Raw genomic sequence first — 16,152 nt, forward strand, 5'->3', positions numbered from 1 at the left:
ACTCGCGTTATCCTTGTATGGATATGATTCGGGCAATCTCAGCCTTAAACGGTGAGAGATCCCCAATATGCTCGTTGACCCAGGCGGGATTGTAGTAGGACTCAAGATAGCGCTCGCCGCTGTCGCAAAGCAGCGTCACGATAGAGCCGCTGCGGCCTTCCTCGCGCATTCTGACCGCCAGCTGCAGTACGCCCCACATATTGGTGCCGGTTGAGGCGCCCACCTTACGGCCAAGCTGAGATTCCAGCCATTGCATGGTCGCGACGCTCGCTGCGTCCGGGACGCGCATCATTTCGTCAATCACATCAGGAATAAACGAAGGTTCACAGCGCGGGCGGCCAATGCCTTCGATTTTGCTGCCGACTTCGCTTTTCAGGCTGCAGTCGCGGTGCTGCCAGTAATCGAGAAAGACCGAGTTCTGTGGGTCAACGACCACCAGCTTAGTGTCATGGCCCTGGAAGCGAAGGTAGCGGCCAATAGTCGCTGAAGTGCCGCCGGTGCCGGCGCTCATCACAATATAATCCGGGACAGGGTGCGGCTCATGGCTCATCTGGCGGAAAATACTGTCGGCGATGTTGTTGTTACCGCGCCAGTCTGTAGCGCGTTCGGCATAGGTGAACTGATCCATATAATGGCCGTTCAGCTCGCGGGCAAGCATTTCCGAAGCGGCGTAGATTTCGCAGGCGCTGTCTACAAAATGGCAGCGGCCGCCGTAGAATTCAATTTGTTCAATTTTGCGTTTTGCGGTGCTGGCGGGCATCACCGCGATAAACGGCAGGCCCAGCAGGCGAGCAAAATAGGCTTCAGATACCGCCGTCGAGCCAGAAGAGGCTTCGATAATCGTGGTGCCTTCTTTTATCCAGCCGTTACACAGCCCGTAGAGAAACAGCGAGCGCGCCAGGCGGTGCTTCAGGCTGCCGGTTGGGTGCGTGCTTTCGTCCTTCAGGTACAGCTGAATACCCGGAAAACCCGGTAACGCCAGGCGAATAAGATGCGTATCCGCAGAGCGTTGATAGTCGGCGTTGATCTCACTAATAGCGTTAGTCACCCAGGTGCTGGTCATGGAAAATTCTCGTTTGTTAATTTGTGCTTAGCGTAATTCAAAGTCGGGATAAAAAAGTTGCCATTTTGCCTTTTTAAGGCTTTCATTAGAGAAAATATTTCCCCCTGGTTGCCCCGTGATAGATAAAATTGACCGTAAGCTGCTCTCGATGCTGCAGCAGGACTGTACCCTGTCTTTGCAGGCGCTGGCGGATGCCGTTAATCTGACCACCACGCCGTGCTGGAAACGATTAAAACGCCTGGAAGATGAAGGCTATATTCGTGGCAAAGTCGCGCTGCTGGACCCGGAAAAACTCGGCCTTGGCCTCACGGCGTTTGTGCTGATTAAAACCCAGCAGCACAGCAGCGAGTGGTACTGCAAGTTTGTCTCGGTGGTGGAAGCCATGCCCGAGATATTAGGCTTCTGGCGTCTGGCAGGTGAGTACGACTACCTGATTCGGGTGCAGGTGGCAGACATGAAGCGTTACGACGATTTTTACAAGCGGCTGGTCAATGGCATCCCGGGATTAAGCGATGTCACTTCGAGTTTTGCCATGGAACAGATAAAATACACCACAGCATTACCTCTAACGTTATGATTCCGCTAACCGCGGAACGGTAGCCTTCACTTTTTAGCCCTGGCCGGCTGACAGCATTTCAGGACCTAAACTTCGTGCGATTATTTGCTCAATTAAGCTGGTACTTCACCCGCGAGTGGCGACGCTATCTCGGCGCGGTGGCATTGCTTATTATCATCGCTATTCTGCAGCTTGTGCCGCCAAAAGTGGTGGGCGTGATTGTGGATGGCGTCACGCAGCAGCGTCTCTCCGCTCAGCAGGTGCTGATGTGGATCGGCGTGATGCTGGTTATTGCCGTGGTGGTTTATCTGGTGCGCTACGTCTGGCGCGTTCTGCTGTTCGGGGCGTCTTATCAGCTTGCGGTCGAGCTGCGGGAAAACTATTACCGCCAGCTAAGCCGGCACCATCCTGAATTCTATCTCCGTCACCGTACCGGCGACCTGATGGCGCGCGCCACTAACGATGTGGATCGCGTGGTGTTTGCCGCCGGGGAAGGCGTGCTGACGCTGGTGGACTCGCTGGTCATGGGGCTGGCGGTGCTGATCGTCATGTCGACCCAAATTAGCTGGCAGTTGACCCTGCTGGCGCTGCTGCCGATGCCGATTATGGCGGTCGTCATTAAGCGTGACGGCGCGCGACTGCATGACAGGTTCAAAGTCGCCCAGGCTGCGTTTTCTGCCCTGAACGATCGCACGCAGGAAAGCATGACCAGCATTCGCATGATCAAAGCGTTTGGCCTTGAGGATCGCCAGTCGGCGCTGTTTGCTTCTGAGGCACAAGATGCCGGCGCGAAAAACATGCGTGTTGCACGTATTGATGCGCGTTTCGATCCCACGATTTATGTCGCAATCGGTGCCGCAAACCTGCTGGCCATCGGGGGCGGAAGCTGGATGGTTATCGACGGCACGCTTACCCTCGGGCAGCTCACCAGCTTTGTCATGTACCTTGGGCTGATGATCTGGCCGATGCTGGCCCTGGCATGGATGTTTAATATCGTCGAGCGTGGGAGCGCGGCCTACAGCCGTATTCGCGCCATGCTGGAAGAAGAGCCGGGCGTGGTTGACGGCGGTAAAACGCTGCCGGAAGGGCGCGCTGAACTGGTAGCCTCGATTCGCGAGTTCCACTATCCGCAGGCCGCTCAGCCCACGCTTCAGAACGTTAACTTCACCCTTAAGCCTGGGGAAATGCTCGGCCTGTGCGGGCCAACGGGCTCGGGGAAAAGCACCATTCTTTCCCTGATTCAGCGTCATTTTGACGTTCAGGAAGGGGATATTCGTTACCATGACCTTCCGCTCACGGCGTTGAAAATTGACGGCTGGCGCAGCCGCCTGGCTATCGTCAACCAGACGCCGTTCCTGTTCTCCGACACCGTTGCCAGCAATATTGCGTTGGGTAAGCCGAACGCCACCCAGCAGGAGATTGAGCATGTCGCCCGTCTGGCAAGCGTCCATGAAGATATTCTGCGGCTGCCTCAGGGTTATGACACCGAAGTGGGCGAGCGCGGCGTGATGCTTTCCGGTGGGCAAAAGCAGCGAATTTCCATCGCGCGCGCTCTGCTGCTGGATGCCGAGATCCTGATTCTGGACGACGCACTCTCTGCCGTTGACGGCCGTACCGAGCACCAGATTTTGCACAACCTGCGCCAGTGGGGCGAACACCGCACGGTCATTATTAGCGCCCATCGCCTGTCGGCCTTAACGGAAGCCAGCGAAATTCTGGTCATGCAGCACGGGCATATCGCCCAGCGCGGCAGCCACGAAGGCCTGGCGTCTCAGCCCGGCTGGTACCGTGATATGTACCGTTATCAGCAGCTGGAGGCCGCGCTGGACGAGGCGCCGGAGCAGGAAGACGTCAGGGAGAGCGCCGATGAGCCGTAAACAACAGTGGCCTACCATTAAACGCCTGCTGGCTTACGGGTCTCCGTGGCGCAAACCGCTTGGCGGAGCGATGCTGATGCTTTGGGTGGCGGCCGCGGCGGAAGTCTGTGGGCCGGTGCTGGTCAGCTACTTCATCGATAACATGGTCGCTAAAAACCAGATGCCGCTCGGCCTCGCCGCCGGGCTGGCCGTGGCCTATATTCTGCTGTCGATAAGCGCCGCAGGGCTGCACTATCTCCAGGCGCTGCTGTTTAACAAAGCGGCCGTGGGCGTGGTACAAAAACTGCGTACCGACGTCATGGATGCCGCATTGCGCCAGCCGTTGAGCGCATTCGATACCCAGCCCGTTGGGCAACTTATCTCCCGCGTGACGAACGACACCGAAGTGATTCGCGACCTGTATGTCACCGTCGTGGCGACGGTGCTGCGCAGCGCGGCGTTAATTGGTGCCATGCTGGTGGCGATGTTTACGCTCGACTGGCGAATGGCGCTGGTGGCGATAACCATTTTCCCGGCGGTGATCGTCGTGATGTTTATCTACCAGCGCTACAGCACGCCGATTGTGCGCCGCGTCCGCAGCTACCTGGCGGACATTAACGACGGATTTAACGAAGTCATCAACGGCATGAGCGTGATTCAGCAGTTCCGTCAGCAGGCTCGCTTCGGCGAGCGCATGGGGCAGGCGAGCCGCTCTCACTATTTAGCGCGCATGCAAACGCTGCGGCTCGACGGCTGGCTTCTGCGTCCGCTGCTGAGCCTGTTTTCGGCGATGATCCTGTGCGGCCTGCTGATGCTGTTTGGCTTCACTTCCCGGGGCACCATTGAAGTCGGCGTGCTATATGCCTTTATTAACTACCTTGGCCGCCTGAACGAACCGCTGATCGAACTGACGACCCAGCAGTCGATCCTGCAGCAGGCGGTGGTTGCCGGCGAGCGCGTGTTTGAGCTGATGGACGGTAAACGCCAGGATTACGGCAACGATAACCGGCCGCTCGCCAGCGGCGCTATTTCCGTCGACAACGTATCGTTTGCCTACCGTGGCGATCGTCTGGTGCTGCAGGACATTAGCCTGGAAGTACCTTCGCGCAGCTTTATTGCGCTGGTCGGGCATACCGGCAGCGGCAAAAGCACCCTGGCTAACCTGATGATGGGCTATTACCCGCTCACAAAAGGGGAAATTCGCCTTGATGGGCGGCCGCTGGACTCCCTCAGCCATGAAACGCTGCGCCGCGGCGTGGCGATGGTGCAGCAGGATCCGGTGGTGATGGCTGATTCGTTCTTCGCCAACGTGACTCTGGGGCGAGATATCAGCGAAGAGGCGGTCTGGCAGGCGCTGGAAACGGTACAGCTGGCCGAACTGGCTCGTGCACTGCCGGAAGGCATTCATACTCGCCTGGGCGAGCAGGGCAATAACCTCTCCGTCGGCCAGAAGCAGCTGCTTGCGCTGGCGCGTGTGCTGGTTGAAGCGCCGCAGATCCTGATCCTCGATGAGGCCACGGCGAACATCGACTCCGGCACCGAGCAGGCTATCCAGCGTGCGCTGGCGGTGGTTCGTCAGCACACGACGCTGGTGGTGATTGCCCACCGTCTGTCTACCATTACCGATGCGGACACCATTCTGGTGCTGCATCGCGGTCAGGCCGTGGAGCGCGGCACCCACAGTGAACTGCTGGCGCAGCAGGGCCGCTACTGGCAGATGTATCAGCTGCAGCTGGCGGGTGAAGAACTTGCCGCCGCCGCGCAGGAAGAATCGCTGACCGCCTGATGCACCACAAACAGGCAATAAGCCGCTAAAAAACCAATGCCTCTCCGCGTTGGTGCAACACGAAAACGCATCCTGCACCGCAGTGGTGCGTTTTTTCTTTTCAGACTAATCCCGCCCGACCTCACTCCTTATCCCGGCTTTCTGGTAAGCCGCCTGAAGCCTGAAAACGTGCTGAATCACGCTGGTTTTTTATTCCTGGCATGGGCTTTGCTTTGCTCTCTACGTGCAGGTAACGACCTAATTCTGAGTGGAGAGGATTTATGAAGCTGGTAACCGTGGTAATCAAACCGTTCAAGCTTGAAGACGTGCGTGAAGCGCTCTCTTCAATCGGTATTCAAGGGCTTACCGTGACCGAAGTTAAAGGTTTCGGTCGCCAGAAAGGCCATGCGGAGCTTTACCGTGGTGCCGAGTACAGCGTCAACTTCCTGCCCAAAGTAAAAATTGATGTCGCTATTGCTGACGACCAGCTCGATGAAGTTATCGACGTGATCAGCAAAGCCGCCTACACCGGCAAAATCGGTGACGGGAAAATCTTCGTTGCAGAACTGCAACGCGTTATTCGTATTCGTACCGGCGAAGCCGACGAAGCCGCTCTGTAACTGCTGGCAAGCCTTGATTGGGATGGGAAAAATGAAAAAACTAGCTGCACTCCTTGGTTTAGGTGGACTGGCATTACTGCCGACGCTCGCCTTCGCTGCGGACGCGCCTGCGGTCGCGGACAAAGCTGACAATGCCTTTATGATGATATGCACCGCGATGGTGCTGTTTATGACCATCCCAGGGCTGGCGCTGTTCTATGGCGGCCTGATTCGCTCCAAAAACGTGCTGTCGATGCTGACGCAAATCTCCGTTACCTTCGCGCTGGTTTGCGTGCTGTGGGTGGTTTACGGCTATAGCCTGGCGTTCGGTACCGGGAACAACTTCTTCGGTAACTTTGACTGGGTAATGCTGAAAAACATCCAGCTGAAAGCACTAATGGGTACCTTCTATCAGTATATCCACGTTGCGTTCCAGGGCTCCTTCGCCTGTATTACCGTGGGGCTGGTGGTGGGCTCGCTGTCCGAGCGCGTGCGCTTCTCTGCGGTGGTGATTTTTGCTGCTGTATGGCTGACGCTTTCCTATGTGCCAATTGCGCACATGGTATGGGGCGGCGGTATCCTGGCAACGCACGGCGCGCTGGACTTTGCGGGCGGTACCGTGGTGCACATTAACGCCGCTGTTGCTGGCCTGGTGGGCGCTTACCTGGTGGGCAAACGCGTCGGCTTCGGCAAAGAAGCCTTCAAGCCGCACAACCTGCCAATGGTGTTTATCGGTACCGCAATCCTCTACTTCGGCTGGTTTGGCTTTAACGCCGGCTCCGCAAGTGCGGCAAACGAAATCGCTGCGCTGGCATTCGTGAACACCGTCGTAGCAACGGCCGGGGCGATTCTCTCCTGGGTCTTTGGCGAGTGGGCGCTGCGCGGTAAACCTTCCCTGCTGGGAGCATGTTCTGGTGCAATCGCAGGCCTGGTTGGCATTACCCCAGCGTGTGGTTACGTCGGTGTGGGCGGTGCGCTGCTGATTGGTCTGGTTGTTGGTCTGGCCGGCCTGTGGGGCGTGACTACGCTGAAAAAATGGCTCAACGTTGATGACCCATGCGATGTGTTCGGCGTGCACGGCGTCTGCGGCATCATCGGCTGCATCATGACCGGCATCTTCGCGGCAACTTCTTTGGGGGGCGTAGGCTATGCCGAAGGCGTGACCATGGGACATCAGGTTCTGGTTCAGCTGGAAAGCGTGGCGATTACTATCGTCTGGTCAGGCGTTGTCGCGTTCATCGCGTTCAAAATTGCTGACCTGACCGTAGGGCTGCGTGTGCCGGAAGAGCAGGAGCGCGAAGGCCTGGATGTGAACAGCCACGGCGAAAACGCTTACAACAACTAATCCGTTATGAATATTAAGAACCTCGCCTGGTCGGCGAGGTTTTTTTATTTCAGCGTTAACTACCCGCGATGGCGCATCACACCTTCCTGAACCGTAGACGCCACTAACACCCCATCCTGAGTGTAAAACTCCCCGCGCACAAAGCCGCGAGCGCTCGAAGCCGACGTACTTTCAACGCTATAAAGCAGCCAGTCATTCATGTCGAACGGACGGTGGAACCACATAGAATGATCGATGGTGGCGACCTGCATGCCAGGCTCCAGGAACCCTACGCCATGCGGCTGCAGGGCAACCGGCAGGAAGTTAAAGTCTGACGCATAGCCGAGCAGATACTGATGCACACGCAGATCCTGCGGCATGCTGCCGTTAGCACGGATCCAGACCTGGCGTGAAGGTTGATCGACGTGGCCTTTCAGCGGGTTATGGAAGACCACCGGGCGGATCTCCAGCGGCTTCTCGCTAAGGAACTTCTCTTTCGCGTGCGGCGGCAGGAATTTCTCCAGAGAGCGGGCGATGTCTGTTTCAGACACCAGGCCGTCCGGCTTCGGCGCTGGCGGCATCTCTTTCTGGTGCTCATAGCCAGATTCAGGCGCCTGGAATGACGCGGTCATGTAAAAGATCGGCTTTCCGTTCTGTACCGCAGCGACACGACGAGCGCTAAAGCTGTTGCCGTCGCGCAGGGTTTCTACGTCATAAACAATCGGTTTTTGGCTGTCGCCAGGGCGTAAAAAATAGCTGTGGAAAGAGTGAACGAGACGGTCTTCAGGCACGGTTTCTTTTGCCGCATAAAGCGCCTGGCCGACAACTTGCCCGCCGAATACCTGGCGTAAGCCTAAATCCTCGCTTTGGCCACGAAACAGTCCCTCTTCAATTTTTTCCAGGTTAAGTAACGCCAATAAATTGCTGAGCGCCTGACTCATAAAATGTCCTCAATAAGGGGGAATGTGGCAAATTTCCGTGATTATAACATGCCCACAAACTATGCATTTGACGAGTCGCTGTTGGGAACATTCCTGGTTTTGGGCAGAATTCAGTGATCTGTGCCACACTTAAGCCGTTAAGCGTGTTTTTCAACGGGGTTCGTCCCCGGCGCTACATTGATAATAAGGAGAAAAAATCAATGAAACTTGTGCCTATGTTAAGTGCCTTGGCTATCGCGGTTGCTGTTGCAGGTTGTGCACACAAAAGTGCTGATGTCCCAACGCCTGCGCCGAGCGCCTCCGCCGGGGCCGCATCTGCTCAGCAGGCCGACATCGCATTGCCTAACGTATCCGGTACGGTATGGATCCGTCAGCGGGTTGCTCTGCCGCCGGACGCGGTGCTTACTGTGACCGTCTCCGACGCTTCACTGGCCGATGCACCGTCTAAAGTGATTGCACAAAAAGTGGTGCGTACCGAAGGCAAACAGGCGCCTTTCAGCTTCGTGATACCGTTCAATCCGTCTGATATTCAGCCGAAGGCACGTATCCTGCTGAGCGCAGCAATTACCGTTAACGATAAGCTGATGTTTATCACCGATACCTTCCAGCCGATCATCAATGAAGGCGGGACGAAGGCGGATCTGACGCTGGTGCCGGTACAGAATACCGCAATCCCGCTTCAGCAGAGCGGTGGGGCGGCAAGCACCGTGCCGTCAACCTCGCCAACTCAGGTAACGCCATCTTCGGCGGTGCCTGCGCCAACGACTTACTAAAGCTAAACGCCTCCGAATGGGGGCGTTTTAATATTTCCAGCGGTAACGCAGCATATCGATATGCCCATCCCCTGACACCATCACGCCTTCTGAAAGCAGCGCCTGACGCTGACGCTGGAGATCCGGGCCGGTTAACGAGATAACACCTTGTCGATTCACTACTCGATGCCACGGCAAACGGCTGCCTTCCGGCAGGCGCTTAAGCACGCCTCCAACCTGGCGAGCGGCCCTCGGTGACCCGGCAAGCGCTGCAATTTCGCCATAGGTCGTGACGTAACCTTCGGGAATGGCGGCAACAATTTGGTAAACCCGCTGCGGGAAGGAATCGTGATTATCCATAGTGAACTCCTGACAAAATCGCATCTAAGGATAATCGGCGGCGGGGAAAGCACCAAGTTAAACCGTTGATGCGCAATAAACCAACACCTGACCGCCGCCGGCTTGCAATTGCCGGAGTCTATGTGGATAATGCGCCAGCGCGTTGGATAACAACGCTCTCAATGGGGGCCCTGTTGGTTCTCCCGCAACACTAACTTGTGAACTCGGTCAGGTCCGGAAGGAAGCAGCCGCAGCAGGCGTCGTGTGTGCCGGGATGTAGCTGGCAGGGCCCCCACCCAATTCTGGCTTACCCCTTCGCCAGCACCGTTCTAGCCCTGCGCTTTTCTCCCCAACCCAGATTGATCCCCGCTGCAGCCAGCAGAATCATTGCGCCGCCGATAAACTGAATCGGGCTCAGGCTGTGATTGAAGACAAAGCGATCCACTATCACCGCCACAATCGGGTAGATAAACGAGAGCGAGGCGGTAATCGACGTCGGCAGCTTCTGAATCGCGCCGTACAGCAGCTGGTACATAATGCCGGTATGAAGCACGCCCAGCATCACCATCATTCCCCAATGCATAAACGTCATGTGCTGCTGGAAATCCACCAGCGGCAGCAGTAGAAGCGTGCCAATGGCTACCTGAACGAGGGCAATTTGCTGCGGAGGCACGCCTTTCAGCTGGCGGGTGATAAGCGCCGTCAGGGCATAAAAGAACGCGGCACCCAGTGCCATCACAATGCCCAGCAGCCAGCCGCTATTACCGTCATGGCTCAGCCCGCTAGACAGCACCAGCAGCATGCCGGCAAACGATGCAGCCAGCCAGAGCCACCTGCTGCGGCTGACTTTCTCTTTCAGAATAAAAACGCCCATCCCGACCAGCATCAGCGGCTGCGTATTGTAGAGCACCGTGGCCAGCCCGATGGACGTTCGTGAATAGGCGGCGAACAGCAGCAGCCAGTTCACGACCAGCGCCACGCCGCCGAGGGCGGCGATCAAAACAACTTTGCGATTCAGATGGCTGCGCCAGTTGCCGCTAAGCATGCCCAAAATAAACAGCGTGATAGTTGCGAAAACGCAGCGCCAGAAAACGACGTTGGCAATAGGCTGCCGAGAAAACACCACCAGTGCGCCGATGGTGCCGGAGATGAGCATCGCTGCAATCATTTGCAGGCTGCCGGTTTTTATCTCACGAGTCATTTTGTCTCTCCAGAATAAAGAGCTTTATTCTGCGCACTGTGGCAGGCTCGTTGAAGTGCTAAAATTAGGTCATAAAATCCTTTTGCCTTTATAAATGAGATAAAAATGAGTGATTACCTTCCTGATGATATCGACAGGCATATTCTGGCTATTCTTGCGGCAGATGCCCGTATCTCTCTGAAAGTATTAAGCGGAAAAATTGGTCTTTCTTCGCCGAGTACCGCAGAACGAGTGAAGCGGCTGGAAGAGCGCGGCGTGATTAACGGCTACACCATGAACGCTAATCTGCCGGCTCTGGGTTACACCCTGCAGGGACTGGTACGTATGAAACCTTTACCGGGCATGTTGCACAAAGTGGAGAAGATGATTCAGGCGATTCCTGAATGCATAGAATGCGACAAAATTACTGGTGAGGATTGCTTCATCATCAGGCTGGTGATTCGCTCTATTGAGCAACTGGATGAAATCCTTGATGAGCTGGCCGAGTTCGCCCAGTGCAATACTTCTATCGTTAAAAGCACGCCGGTAAAGCGCAGGCTGCCGCCTTTGTAATGGCTTAACCCGGATATATTTTACGGGTATTTGAATTATGACAGAAATATTAAATTTACCGTGCTGGCTGGATCTTATTTATTCTCTATAGTATTAAACACCAACCTCTGTTTAAGCATTAAGGATTTGCAATGACGACGGCTACGTTGAACGTAAAAATAAGTATCGAGTTAAAAGAGAAGATTCGTCACTATGCGGAAGAAAATAGTGAAACCCTGGCAAGCGTAACGGAGAGACTTCTGTCAAAAGCTTTTGATGATCTCGACGGTGATGTGGGCGTCGACGAAGATGACGTAGACAGCCAGCACACCTCTGAGACTCGCGTAACGCCATTAAACGATCGTGAGATCAAGGCATTGCGTAAACTGCTGAAGAAGAAAAAATGAACGCCGGTACGGACAGTACCGCCTACGACTATCAGCAAGCCTGTGAATTATTGCGCTCGGGCTACCTGAAAAAAGTGAAGCTGGGCTGGAATATTGGCAGCGATGAGTTTTTCCGTATCGCTTCTGACTGGTGCGATACCGGGGCCAGTATTAAAAAAGAGGGTGAACATTTCACCATTACCCTAAAAGGGTTTGCCATTCCGCGAATTTCACAGCATTAATTTTTAGCGTCGCTTATTGCTAATCTTACAGAATATTATTTCCCTCTTTTATTTTAGAGGGAAATAATCCGCTTTCTAAAATACCATTCCCCTCAGACTTTCATTTCTCGTTGCCGCCAGGTGCTGCCACAACGGCTGCAGCCGCTGGAGGGCAAGCTGCATCTCTTTGGGCTCAAGGCTAAAGGGCAGGCGTAAAAATCGTTCAAAGGCTCCCTCAACGCCAAACCGGGGCCCGGCGCCGATGCGAATACCCTGACTTTCTGCCGAGGCGGCAAAAATCGTGGCCAGCGGCTTAGGCAGTTCCACCCACCACGACAATCCGCCTTCCGGAGGAGACGTTTGCCAGTCAGGGAACAGCGTTTGCATCGTGGCGAAGCTGGTCTCGCAGCGCTGGCGGAGCATTTCTCTGCGTTGAGGCAGAAAAAGCGCCGCGTCGTTGAAGAGTTGAATGGCGGCCAACTGCTCCAGCAGCGGCGTACCCAAATCAAAGGTATTGCGGACTTGTATCAGCGAACTGATGGTTTTAGCCGAGGCTCTAATCCAGCCCAGGCGCAGCCCGCCCCAGAAGCTTTTCCCGGCTGAACCCAGGGAAATAGTACGATCCTCTAAGCCAAAGGCGGCCAGCGGGGCAGGAGGCGGTGCGTCAAACCAGAGGTCGGCCATTGTTTCATCTACAACCAGCGTCGTGTGGCTGCGGGCGGCAATCTCGTTCACCCTTTGGCGCGTGGCGGGGTCCATACAGCGGCCGGTTGGGTTATGGAAATCGGGAATTAAGTAAGCCAGCCGAGGGGAGGTTTGCGCGATGGTTGCCGCCAGGCCGTCAACATCCCAGCCGCTTGCGGGTAGGCTGACCGGAACAGGGCGGCAGGAGGCGCCACGGATGGCCGCCAGCGCCATCGGGTAAGTGGGGTGATCGACCACCACGCGATCGCCTGGGCCGGTAAATAGCCGCAGAACCAACCCCAGCCCGCTGACGGCGCCGTTGACCACCATGATTTGGTCTGGCGTGGTGGGTAAGCCACGGGACGCATAGTGCCGCGCTATGGCTTCTCTAAGCTCCGGCAAACCCTGACTGTCATAGCCGGTAGAGGATAAATGTTCCGGCAGGAAAGTGAGCGCGGTGGAATAGGCCCGGTGAATTTCAGGCCCGGCGCTGAGGGCCGCAGTGGAAAGATCCAGTACCGGGGCGTTGCCGGGCAGCGGAGATACGGCCGGGCTGCTTTCGGGCAGCATGGTGACCGAGCCTGAGCCCTGTCGGCTGAGCAGATAGCCCTCCTCACGCAGCTGTGCCAGCGCAGAAGCCACCGTGGTGCGGCTTACGCCCAGCGCGCCCGAAAGCTCTCTTTCACCCGGCAGCCTGCTGTCGAGCGGCAGTCTGCCGTCCAGAATCAACAGCCGTAGCCCGTCGGCTAACTGGCGATACACCGGCGAGCGGGATGACGCCTGGTGCCAGTGGCCCAGCAGGCGTGTTAAAGACGAAGTACCGATTCTGCGCAGCGTCATAGCAGTCCACTTTCTGATAACTGGACCTTAATACTAAGTCCATTTTGCGAGAGGGTATAGCCATAAAAACACAACGAGGATATTTATCATGATGGCTCGCCGCCTGCTGCAGCTCTATACCGGCCTGGTCTTTTACGGTGTCTCAACCGCGATGTTTGTTCGCGCAGATTTGGGGGCCGATCCGTGGAACGTCTTCCATCTCGGCGTGGCGAGGCTGTTTTCGTTAAACCTGGGGCTGGTAATGATAATCGTTGGCGCGCTGGTGCTGCTGTTGTGGATCCCGCTGCGCCAGCGTCCTGGGCTGGGCACCATCAGCAACGTGATTGTTTTAGGGCTGGCTGCGGATGCCACGCTGGCGTTAATGCCGCCGCTGGAATCGCTTGTGGCGCGTTCGTTTTTGCTGGCAGGCGCGTTGATCGTGAATGCGCTGGCGACCGGAATGTACATTGGCGCAGGTTTTGGCGCCGGGCCACGAGACGGCCTGATGACCGGGATCAATGCCAGAACAGGCTGGTCCGTGCGCAGCGTGCGTACCGCCATCGAGGTGACCGTGCTGCTCTCCGGCTGGCTGATGGGCGGCAGTTTTGGCGTGGGCACCGTGCTTTATGCTCTGGCTATCGGGCCGCTGATCCAGCTTTGCCTGCCGTGGTTTCGCGTTAAGCCGTTGAATAAATCGGGGTCTGTAGCACCCGAGCCGATATCGTGATCCTTCGACATGTGCTAAACACTCTGTTCCGAAGAATAAAATTCGCTTCGAGCGGGGGATAGCATGCAGCACGAGATCGTCAGCAAACCGGCGCTTAACTGGAACAGTTTCCAGCTGGCAGAGATATTGACCCATTGCTTTGAACAGTACGTGGTGCCGTTCCGACTTGACGGGGAAACCTTCGGCTGGCGATTCGTCTCTGAAGATCTTTTCCCCGGCGACAGCCTCGTCTGGCTTGACCGCGGGGAGCCTAAAGCCATGGCGCTGGTGACCCGGCGCGGGCAAACCTGTCGCCTTGCCGCGTTTGCCATTCGTCCGGAGCTGCGCGGGCAGGGGTTAGGCAAAATCTTCATTCAGCAACTGATCGACGAAGCGCGGGCTCGTGGCGATAAGCAGTTTTTCCTTGAAGTGATCTTAGGCAACGAGGGCGGGCTGGCGCTGTATGAGCGAATGGGCTTTGTGCGCCAGCAAACGCTGGTGGGCTTTCACTCCTCTGGCGTGCCGGAAGGCGAAGCCGACGGGGAGCAGGCAGAAGTCGACCCGCTGCAAATGACTCATAGAATGATGGCCAGTAACGACGCGCCGCTGCCGTGGCTTTGTGCGGCTGAAACGCTGTATAAGCTGCCCGGTAAGGCCTTTGTGCTGGATGATGTGGCCTATGCGATGGTTATCCCGGGTGAGATACCGAAGTTAAGAGGGCTGTTTGTTGAGCCGCATGCGCGACGGAAAGGGAAGGCCAAAAAACTGCTGGCTTTACTTCAGCATCGGTTCCCTGGAGTAGTGACTATCCCCAGCCTGCCCGAAGCCGTTGCGCCGTTATTTTTAAGCAGCGGTTTTACTCAGGATGCGCTCCAGCAGTACGAAATGAAGCTGACCTTGTAGATGAAAATGGGTGAGGGCGAAGGCCCTCACCGCGTAAGTTACAGCACGCCCTGAGCCAGCATCGCGTCCGCAACTTTGACGAACCCGGCGATGTTTGCGCCGCGCACATACTGCGTTTGTTTCCCTTCTCCGCCGTACTCCACGCAGGCCTGGTGAATATCAAGCATGATGTGGTGCAGGCGAATATCCACTTTTTCAGCCTTCCAGCTCAGGCGAGCGGCGTTCTGTGCCATCTCCAGCCCTGAGGTTGCCACGCCGCCCGCGTTTGCCGCTTTGCCCGGCGCAAACAGCACGCCGGCTTCCACAAACAAATCCGTAGCGGCGATCGTTGTCGGCATATTTGCCCCTTCGGCTACGGCCTTCACGCCGTTGGCGATGAGCGTTTGTGCCGCGTCGACGTCCAGCTCGTTTTGAGTTGCGCACGGCAGAGCAATATCAACCGGCACGCTCCACGGCTGCTGGCCTTCCAGGTAAGTGAGGCCAAATTCGCGGGCATAATCTGCTACGCGACCGTCGCGGCTGGCTTTGATTTCGCACAGGCGTGCCAGTTTTTCTGCGCTAAAGCCTGCTTCGTCGACCACGGTGCCGTTGGAGTCGGAGGCGGTGACCACGCGTGCGCCGAGCGACATGGCTTTTTCAATCGCATACTGGGCCACGTTGCCGGAGCCGGAAACCGCCACGCGCATGCCTTCGAAGCCCAGGCCGTGGCGCTGTAGCATGGCATCGGTGAAGTAAATCAGCCCGTAGCCGGTCGCTTCAGGGCGGATCAGGCTACCGCCGAACGACAGCCCTTTGCCCGTGAACACGCAGGCGGTGTTGTTGGAGAGCTTTTTCATCATCCCCGCCATGTAGCCGACTTCGCGGCCGCCAACGCCGATATCGCCCGCCGGAACGTCGGTGTCCGGGCCCAGATGGCGGTACAGCTCAAGCATCAGCGCCTGGCAAAAACGCATGATTTCGCCTTCGCTTTTGCCTTTAGGGTTAAAGTCGCTGCCGCCTTTGCCACCGCCCATCGGCAGCGTGGTGAGGGCATTTTTAAAGGTCTGTTCAAAGCCGAGAAACTTCAGGATCGACAGGTTAACGGAAGGGTGGAAGCGCATCCCGCCCTTGAAGGGGCCAATCGCCGAGCTGAACTGCACGCGCCATGCCCGGTTAACCTGCACCTGATTGTTGTCATCCACCCAGGCTACGCGAAACTGGATCACGCGTTCGGGTTCAACCAGGCGTTCCAGCAGCGCCTGCTGGCGGTACTGCGGATTGTTCTCAAGAAACGGCCACAGCGTGCTCATAACTTCGCGAACCGCCTGAGCGAATTCAACCTGATGCGGGTCGCGTGACTGTACTGAGGTTAAAAAGTCTTCGAGAGAGTGTGCTTGAGCCATCAGAGGTAACTCCTTGTTGAAGGTCGTGTTGTGTGCGTTTTTTGTATGGTTTTTTCGACTATAACATTTTCTTATGAACGGGCATCAAGCGATTTTTTCACCAGCAAGGTGAAGAAAGAGGGGG

General features: G+C 56.5%; 17 protein-coding genes and 1 other RNA gene. 12 read left to right on the top strand and 6 right to left on the bottom strand.

Annotated elements, in window-relative coordinates; translation table 11 throughout:
* Positions 1 to 7 precede the first annotated feature (7 nt).
* Positions 8 to 1,063, bottom strand: a complete 1,056-nt coding sequence (locus tag VGM55_RS07960) for a PLP-dependent cysteine synthase family protein (RefSeq protein ID WP_331635171.1) — start codon at positions 1,061 to 1,063, stop codon at positions 8 to 10.
* A 115-nt stretch (positions 1,064 to 1,178) separates the two neighbouring features.
* On the opposite strand from VGM55_RS07960, the gene VGM55_RS07965 reads away from it, so the two are divergent.
* The 5 genes from VGM55_RS07965 (at position 1,179) to amtB (ending at position 7,184) form a co-directional block, all read left to right on the top strand.
* Positions 1,179 to 1,640, top strand: a complete 462-nt coding sequence (locus tag VGM55_RS07965) for an Lrp/AsnC family transcriptional regulator (RefSeq protein ID WP_038475037.1) — start codon at positions 1,179 to 1,181, stop codon at positions 1,638 to 1,640.
* 74 nt (positions 1,641 to 1,714) lie between these two features.
* The gene (locus tag VGM55_RS07970) at positions 1,715 to 3,496 is read left to right on the top strand and encodes a SmdA family multidrug ABC transporter permease/ATP-binding protein (protein WP_331635172.1); all 1,782 of its coding nucleotides are present in this window, start codon (positions 1,715 to 1,717) and stop codon (positions 3,494 to 3,496) included.
* Positions 3,486 to 5,261: a SmdB family multidrug efflux ABC transporter permease/ATP-binding protein gene (locus VGM55_RS07975; RefSeq protein WP_154185335.1), complete on the top strand. Its 1,776-nt coding sequence runs from the start codon at positions 3,486 to 3,488 to the stop codon at positions 5,259 to 5,261. Before VGM55_RS07970 ends, VGM55_RS07975 begins: the two co-directional genes overlap by 11 nt.
* A 260-nt stretch (positions 5,262 to 5,521) precedes the next feature.
* A complete protein-coding gene (gene glnK, locus VGM55_RS07980; protein ID WP_002891893.1) occupies positions 5,522 to 5,860 on the top strand; it encodes a P-II family nitrogen regulator in 339 nt (112 codons plus the stop codon).
* Between the two features lie 31 nt (positions 5,861 to 5,891).
* A complete protein-coding gene (amtB, locus tag VGM55_RS07985) occupies positions 5,892 to 7,184 on the top strand; it encodes an ammonium transporter AmtB (protein WP_154185334.1) in 1,293 nt (430 codons plus the stop codon).
* Positions 7,185 to 7,243: 59 nt separating this feature from the next.
* Here amtB and tesB read toward each other — a convergent pair whose 3' ends face one another.
* Entirely contained in the window at positions 7,244 to 8,104 is an 861-nt protein-coding gene (gene tesB, locus VGM55_RS07990) for an acyl-CoA thioesterase II (protein WP_038475030.1), read from the bottom strand.
* Positions 8,105 to 8,304: 200 nt separating this feature from the next.
* On the opposite strand from tesB, the gene VGM55_RS07995 reads away from it, so the two are divergent.
* Positions 8,305 to 8,877 (top strand): YbaY family lipoprotein, encoded by a 573-nt coding sequence (locus VGM55_RS07995; RefSeq protein ID WP_038475027.1) that lies wholly within the window; start codon positions 8,305 to 8,307, stop codon positions 8,875 to 8,877.
* A 27-nt stretch (positions 8,878 to 8,904) separates the two neighbouring features.
* On the opposite strand, the gene VGM55_RS08000 is transcribed toward VGM55_RS07995, so the two are convergent.
* Positions 8,905 to 9,216: an MGMT family protein gene (locus VGM55_RS08000; protein ID WP_038475025.1), complete on the bottom strand. Its 312-nt coding sequence runs from the start codon at positions 9,214 to 9,216 to the stop codon at positions 8,905 to 8,907.
* Between the two features lie 171 nt (positions 9,217 to 9,387).
* Here VGM55_RS08000 and ffs point away from each other — a divergent pair.
* An RNA gene (gene ffs, locus VGM55_RS08005) (signal recognition particle sRNA small type) lies at positions 9,388 to 9,484 on the top strand.
* An 18-nt stretch (positions 9,485 to 9,502) separates the two neighbouring features.
* Here the strand turns inward: ffs and VGM55_RS08010 are convergent.
* The gene (locus tag VGM55_RS08010) at positions 9,503 to 10,396 is read right to left on the bottom strand and encodes a DMT family transporter (protein ID WP_331635174.1); all 894 of its coding nucleotides are present in this window, start codon (positions 10,394 to 10,396) and stop codon (positions 9,503 to 9,505) included.
* Positions 10,397 to 10,501: 105 nt separating this feature from the next.
* Between VGM55_RS08010 and VGM55_RS08015 the strand changes: the two genes are divergently transcribed.
* From VGM55_RS08015 to VGM55_RS08025, 3 genes are all read left to right on the top strand, one after another.
* Complete coding sequence (locus tag VGM55_RS08015) at positions 10,502 to 10,948, top strand: Lrp/AsnC family transcriptional regulator (RefSeq protein WP_038475021.1); 447 nt, start codon at positions 10,502 to 10,504, stop codon at positions 10,946 to 10,948.
* A 131-nt stretch (positions 10,949 to 11,079) separates the two neighbouring features.
* On the top strand, positions 11,080 to 11,334 hold the full coding sequence (locus VGM55_RS08020) for a hypothetical protein (protein WP_038475018.1): 255 nt from the start codon (positions 11,080 to 11,082) through the stop codon (positions 11,332 to 11,334).
* Positions 11,331 to 11,555 (top strand): hypothetical protein, encoded by a 225-nt coding sequence (locus VGM55_RS08025; RefSeq protein ID WP_038475016.1) that lies wholly within the window; start codon positions 11,331 to 11,333, stop codon positions 11,553 to 11,555. Before VGM55_RS08020 ends, VGM55_RS08025 begins: the two co-directional genes overlap by 4 nt.
* Positions 11,556 to 11,630: 75 nt before the next feature.
* On the opposite strand, the gene VGM55_RS08030 is transcribed toward VGM55_RS08025, so the two are convergent.
* The gene (locus tag VGM55_RS08030; protein ID WP_331635175.1) at positions 11,631 to 13,058 is read right to left on the bottom strand and encodes a PLP-dependent aminotransferase family protein; all 1,428 of its coding nucleotides are present in this window, start codon (positions 13,056 to 13,058) and stop codon (positions 11,631 to 11,633) included.
* A gap of 91 nt (positions 13,059 to 13,149) precedes the next feature.
* Between VGM55_RS08030 and VGM55_RS08035 the strand changes: the two genes are divergently transcribed.
* Together VGM55_RS08035 and VGM55_RS08040 are read left to right on the top strand one after the other, a co-directional pair.
* Positions 13,150 to 13,764 carry a hypothetical protein gene (locus tag VGM55_RS08035; RefSeq protein WP_331635206.1) on the top strand — a complete coding sequence of 205 codons (615 nt, stop codon included), beginning with the start codon at positions 13,150 to 13,152 and terminating at the stop codon, positions 13,762 to 13,764.
* A gap of 63 nt (positions 13,765 to 13,827) precedes the next feature.
* Positions 13,828 to 14,646, top strand: coding sequence for a GNAT family N-acetyltransferase (locus VGM55_RS08040; protein ID WP_331635176.1), 819 nt, complete (start codon positions 13,828 to 13,830; stop codon positions 14,644 to 14,646).
* Positions 14,647 to 14,684: 38 nt separating this feature from the next.
* Here the strand turns inward: VGM55_RS08040 and gdhA are convergent, their stop codons facing one another.
* On the bottom strand, positions 14,685 to 16,028 hold the full coding sequence (gene gdhA / locus VGM55_RS08045; protein WP_154185329.1) for an NADP-specific glutamate dehydrogenase: 1,344 nt from the start codon (positions 16,026 to 16,028) through the stop codon (positions 14,685 to 14,687).
* Positions 16,029 to 16,152 lie beyond the last annotated feature (124 nt).

The organism is Cedecea sp. (assembly GCF_036500665.1).
Taxonomy (GTDB): domain Bacteria; phylum Pseudomonadota; class Gammaproteobacteria; order Enterobacterales; family Enterobacteriaceae; genus Cedecea.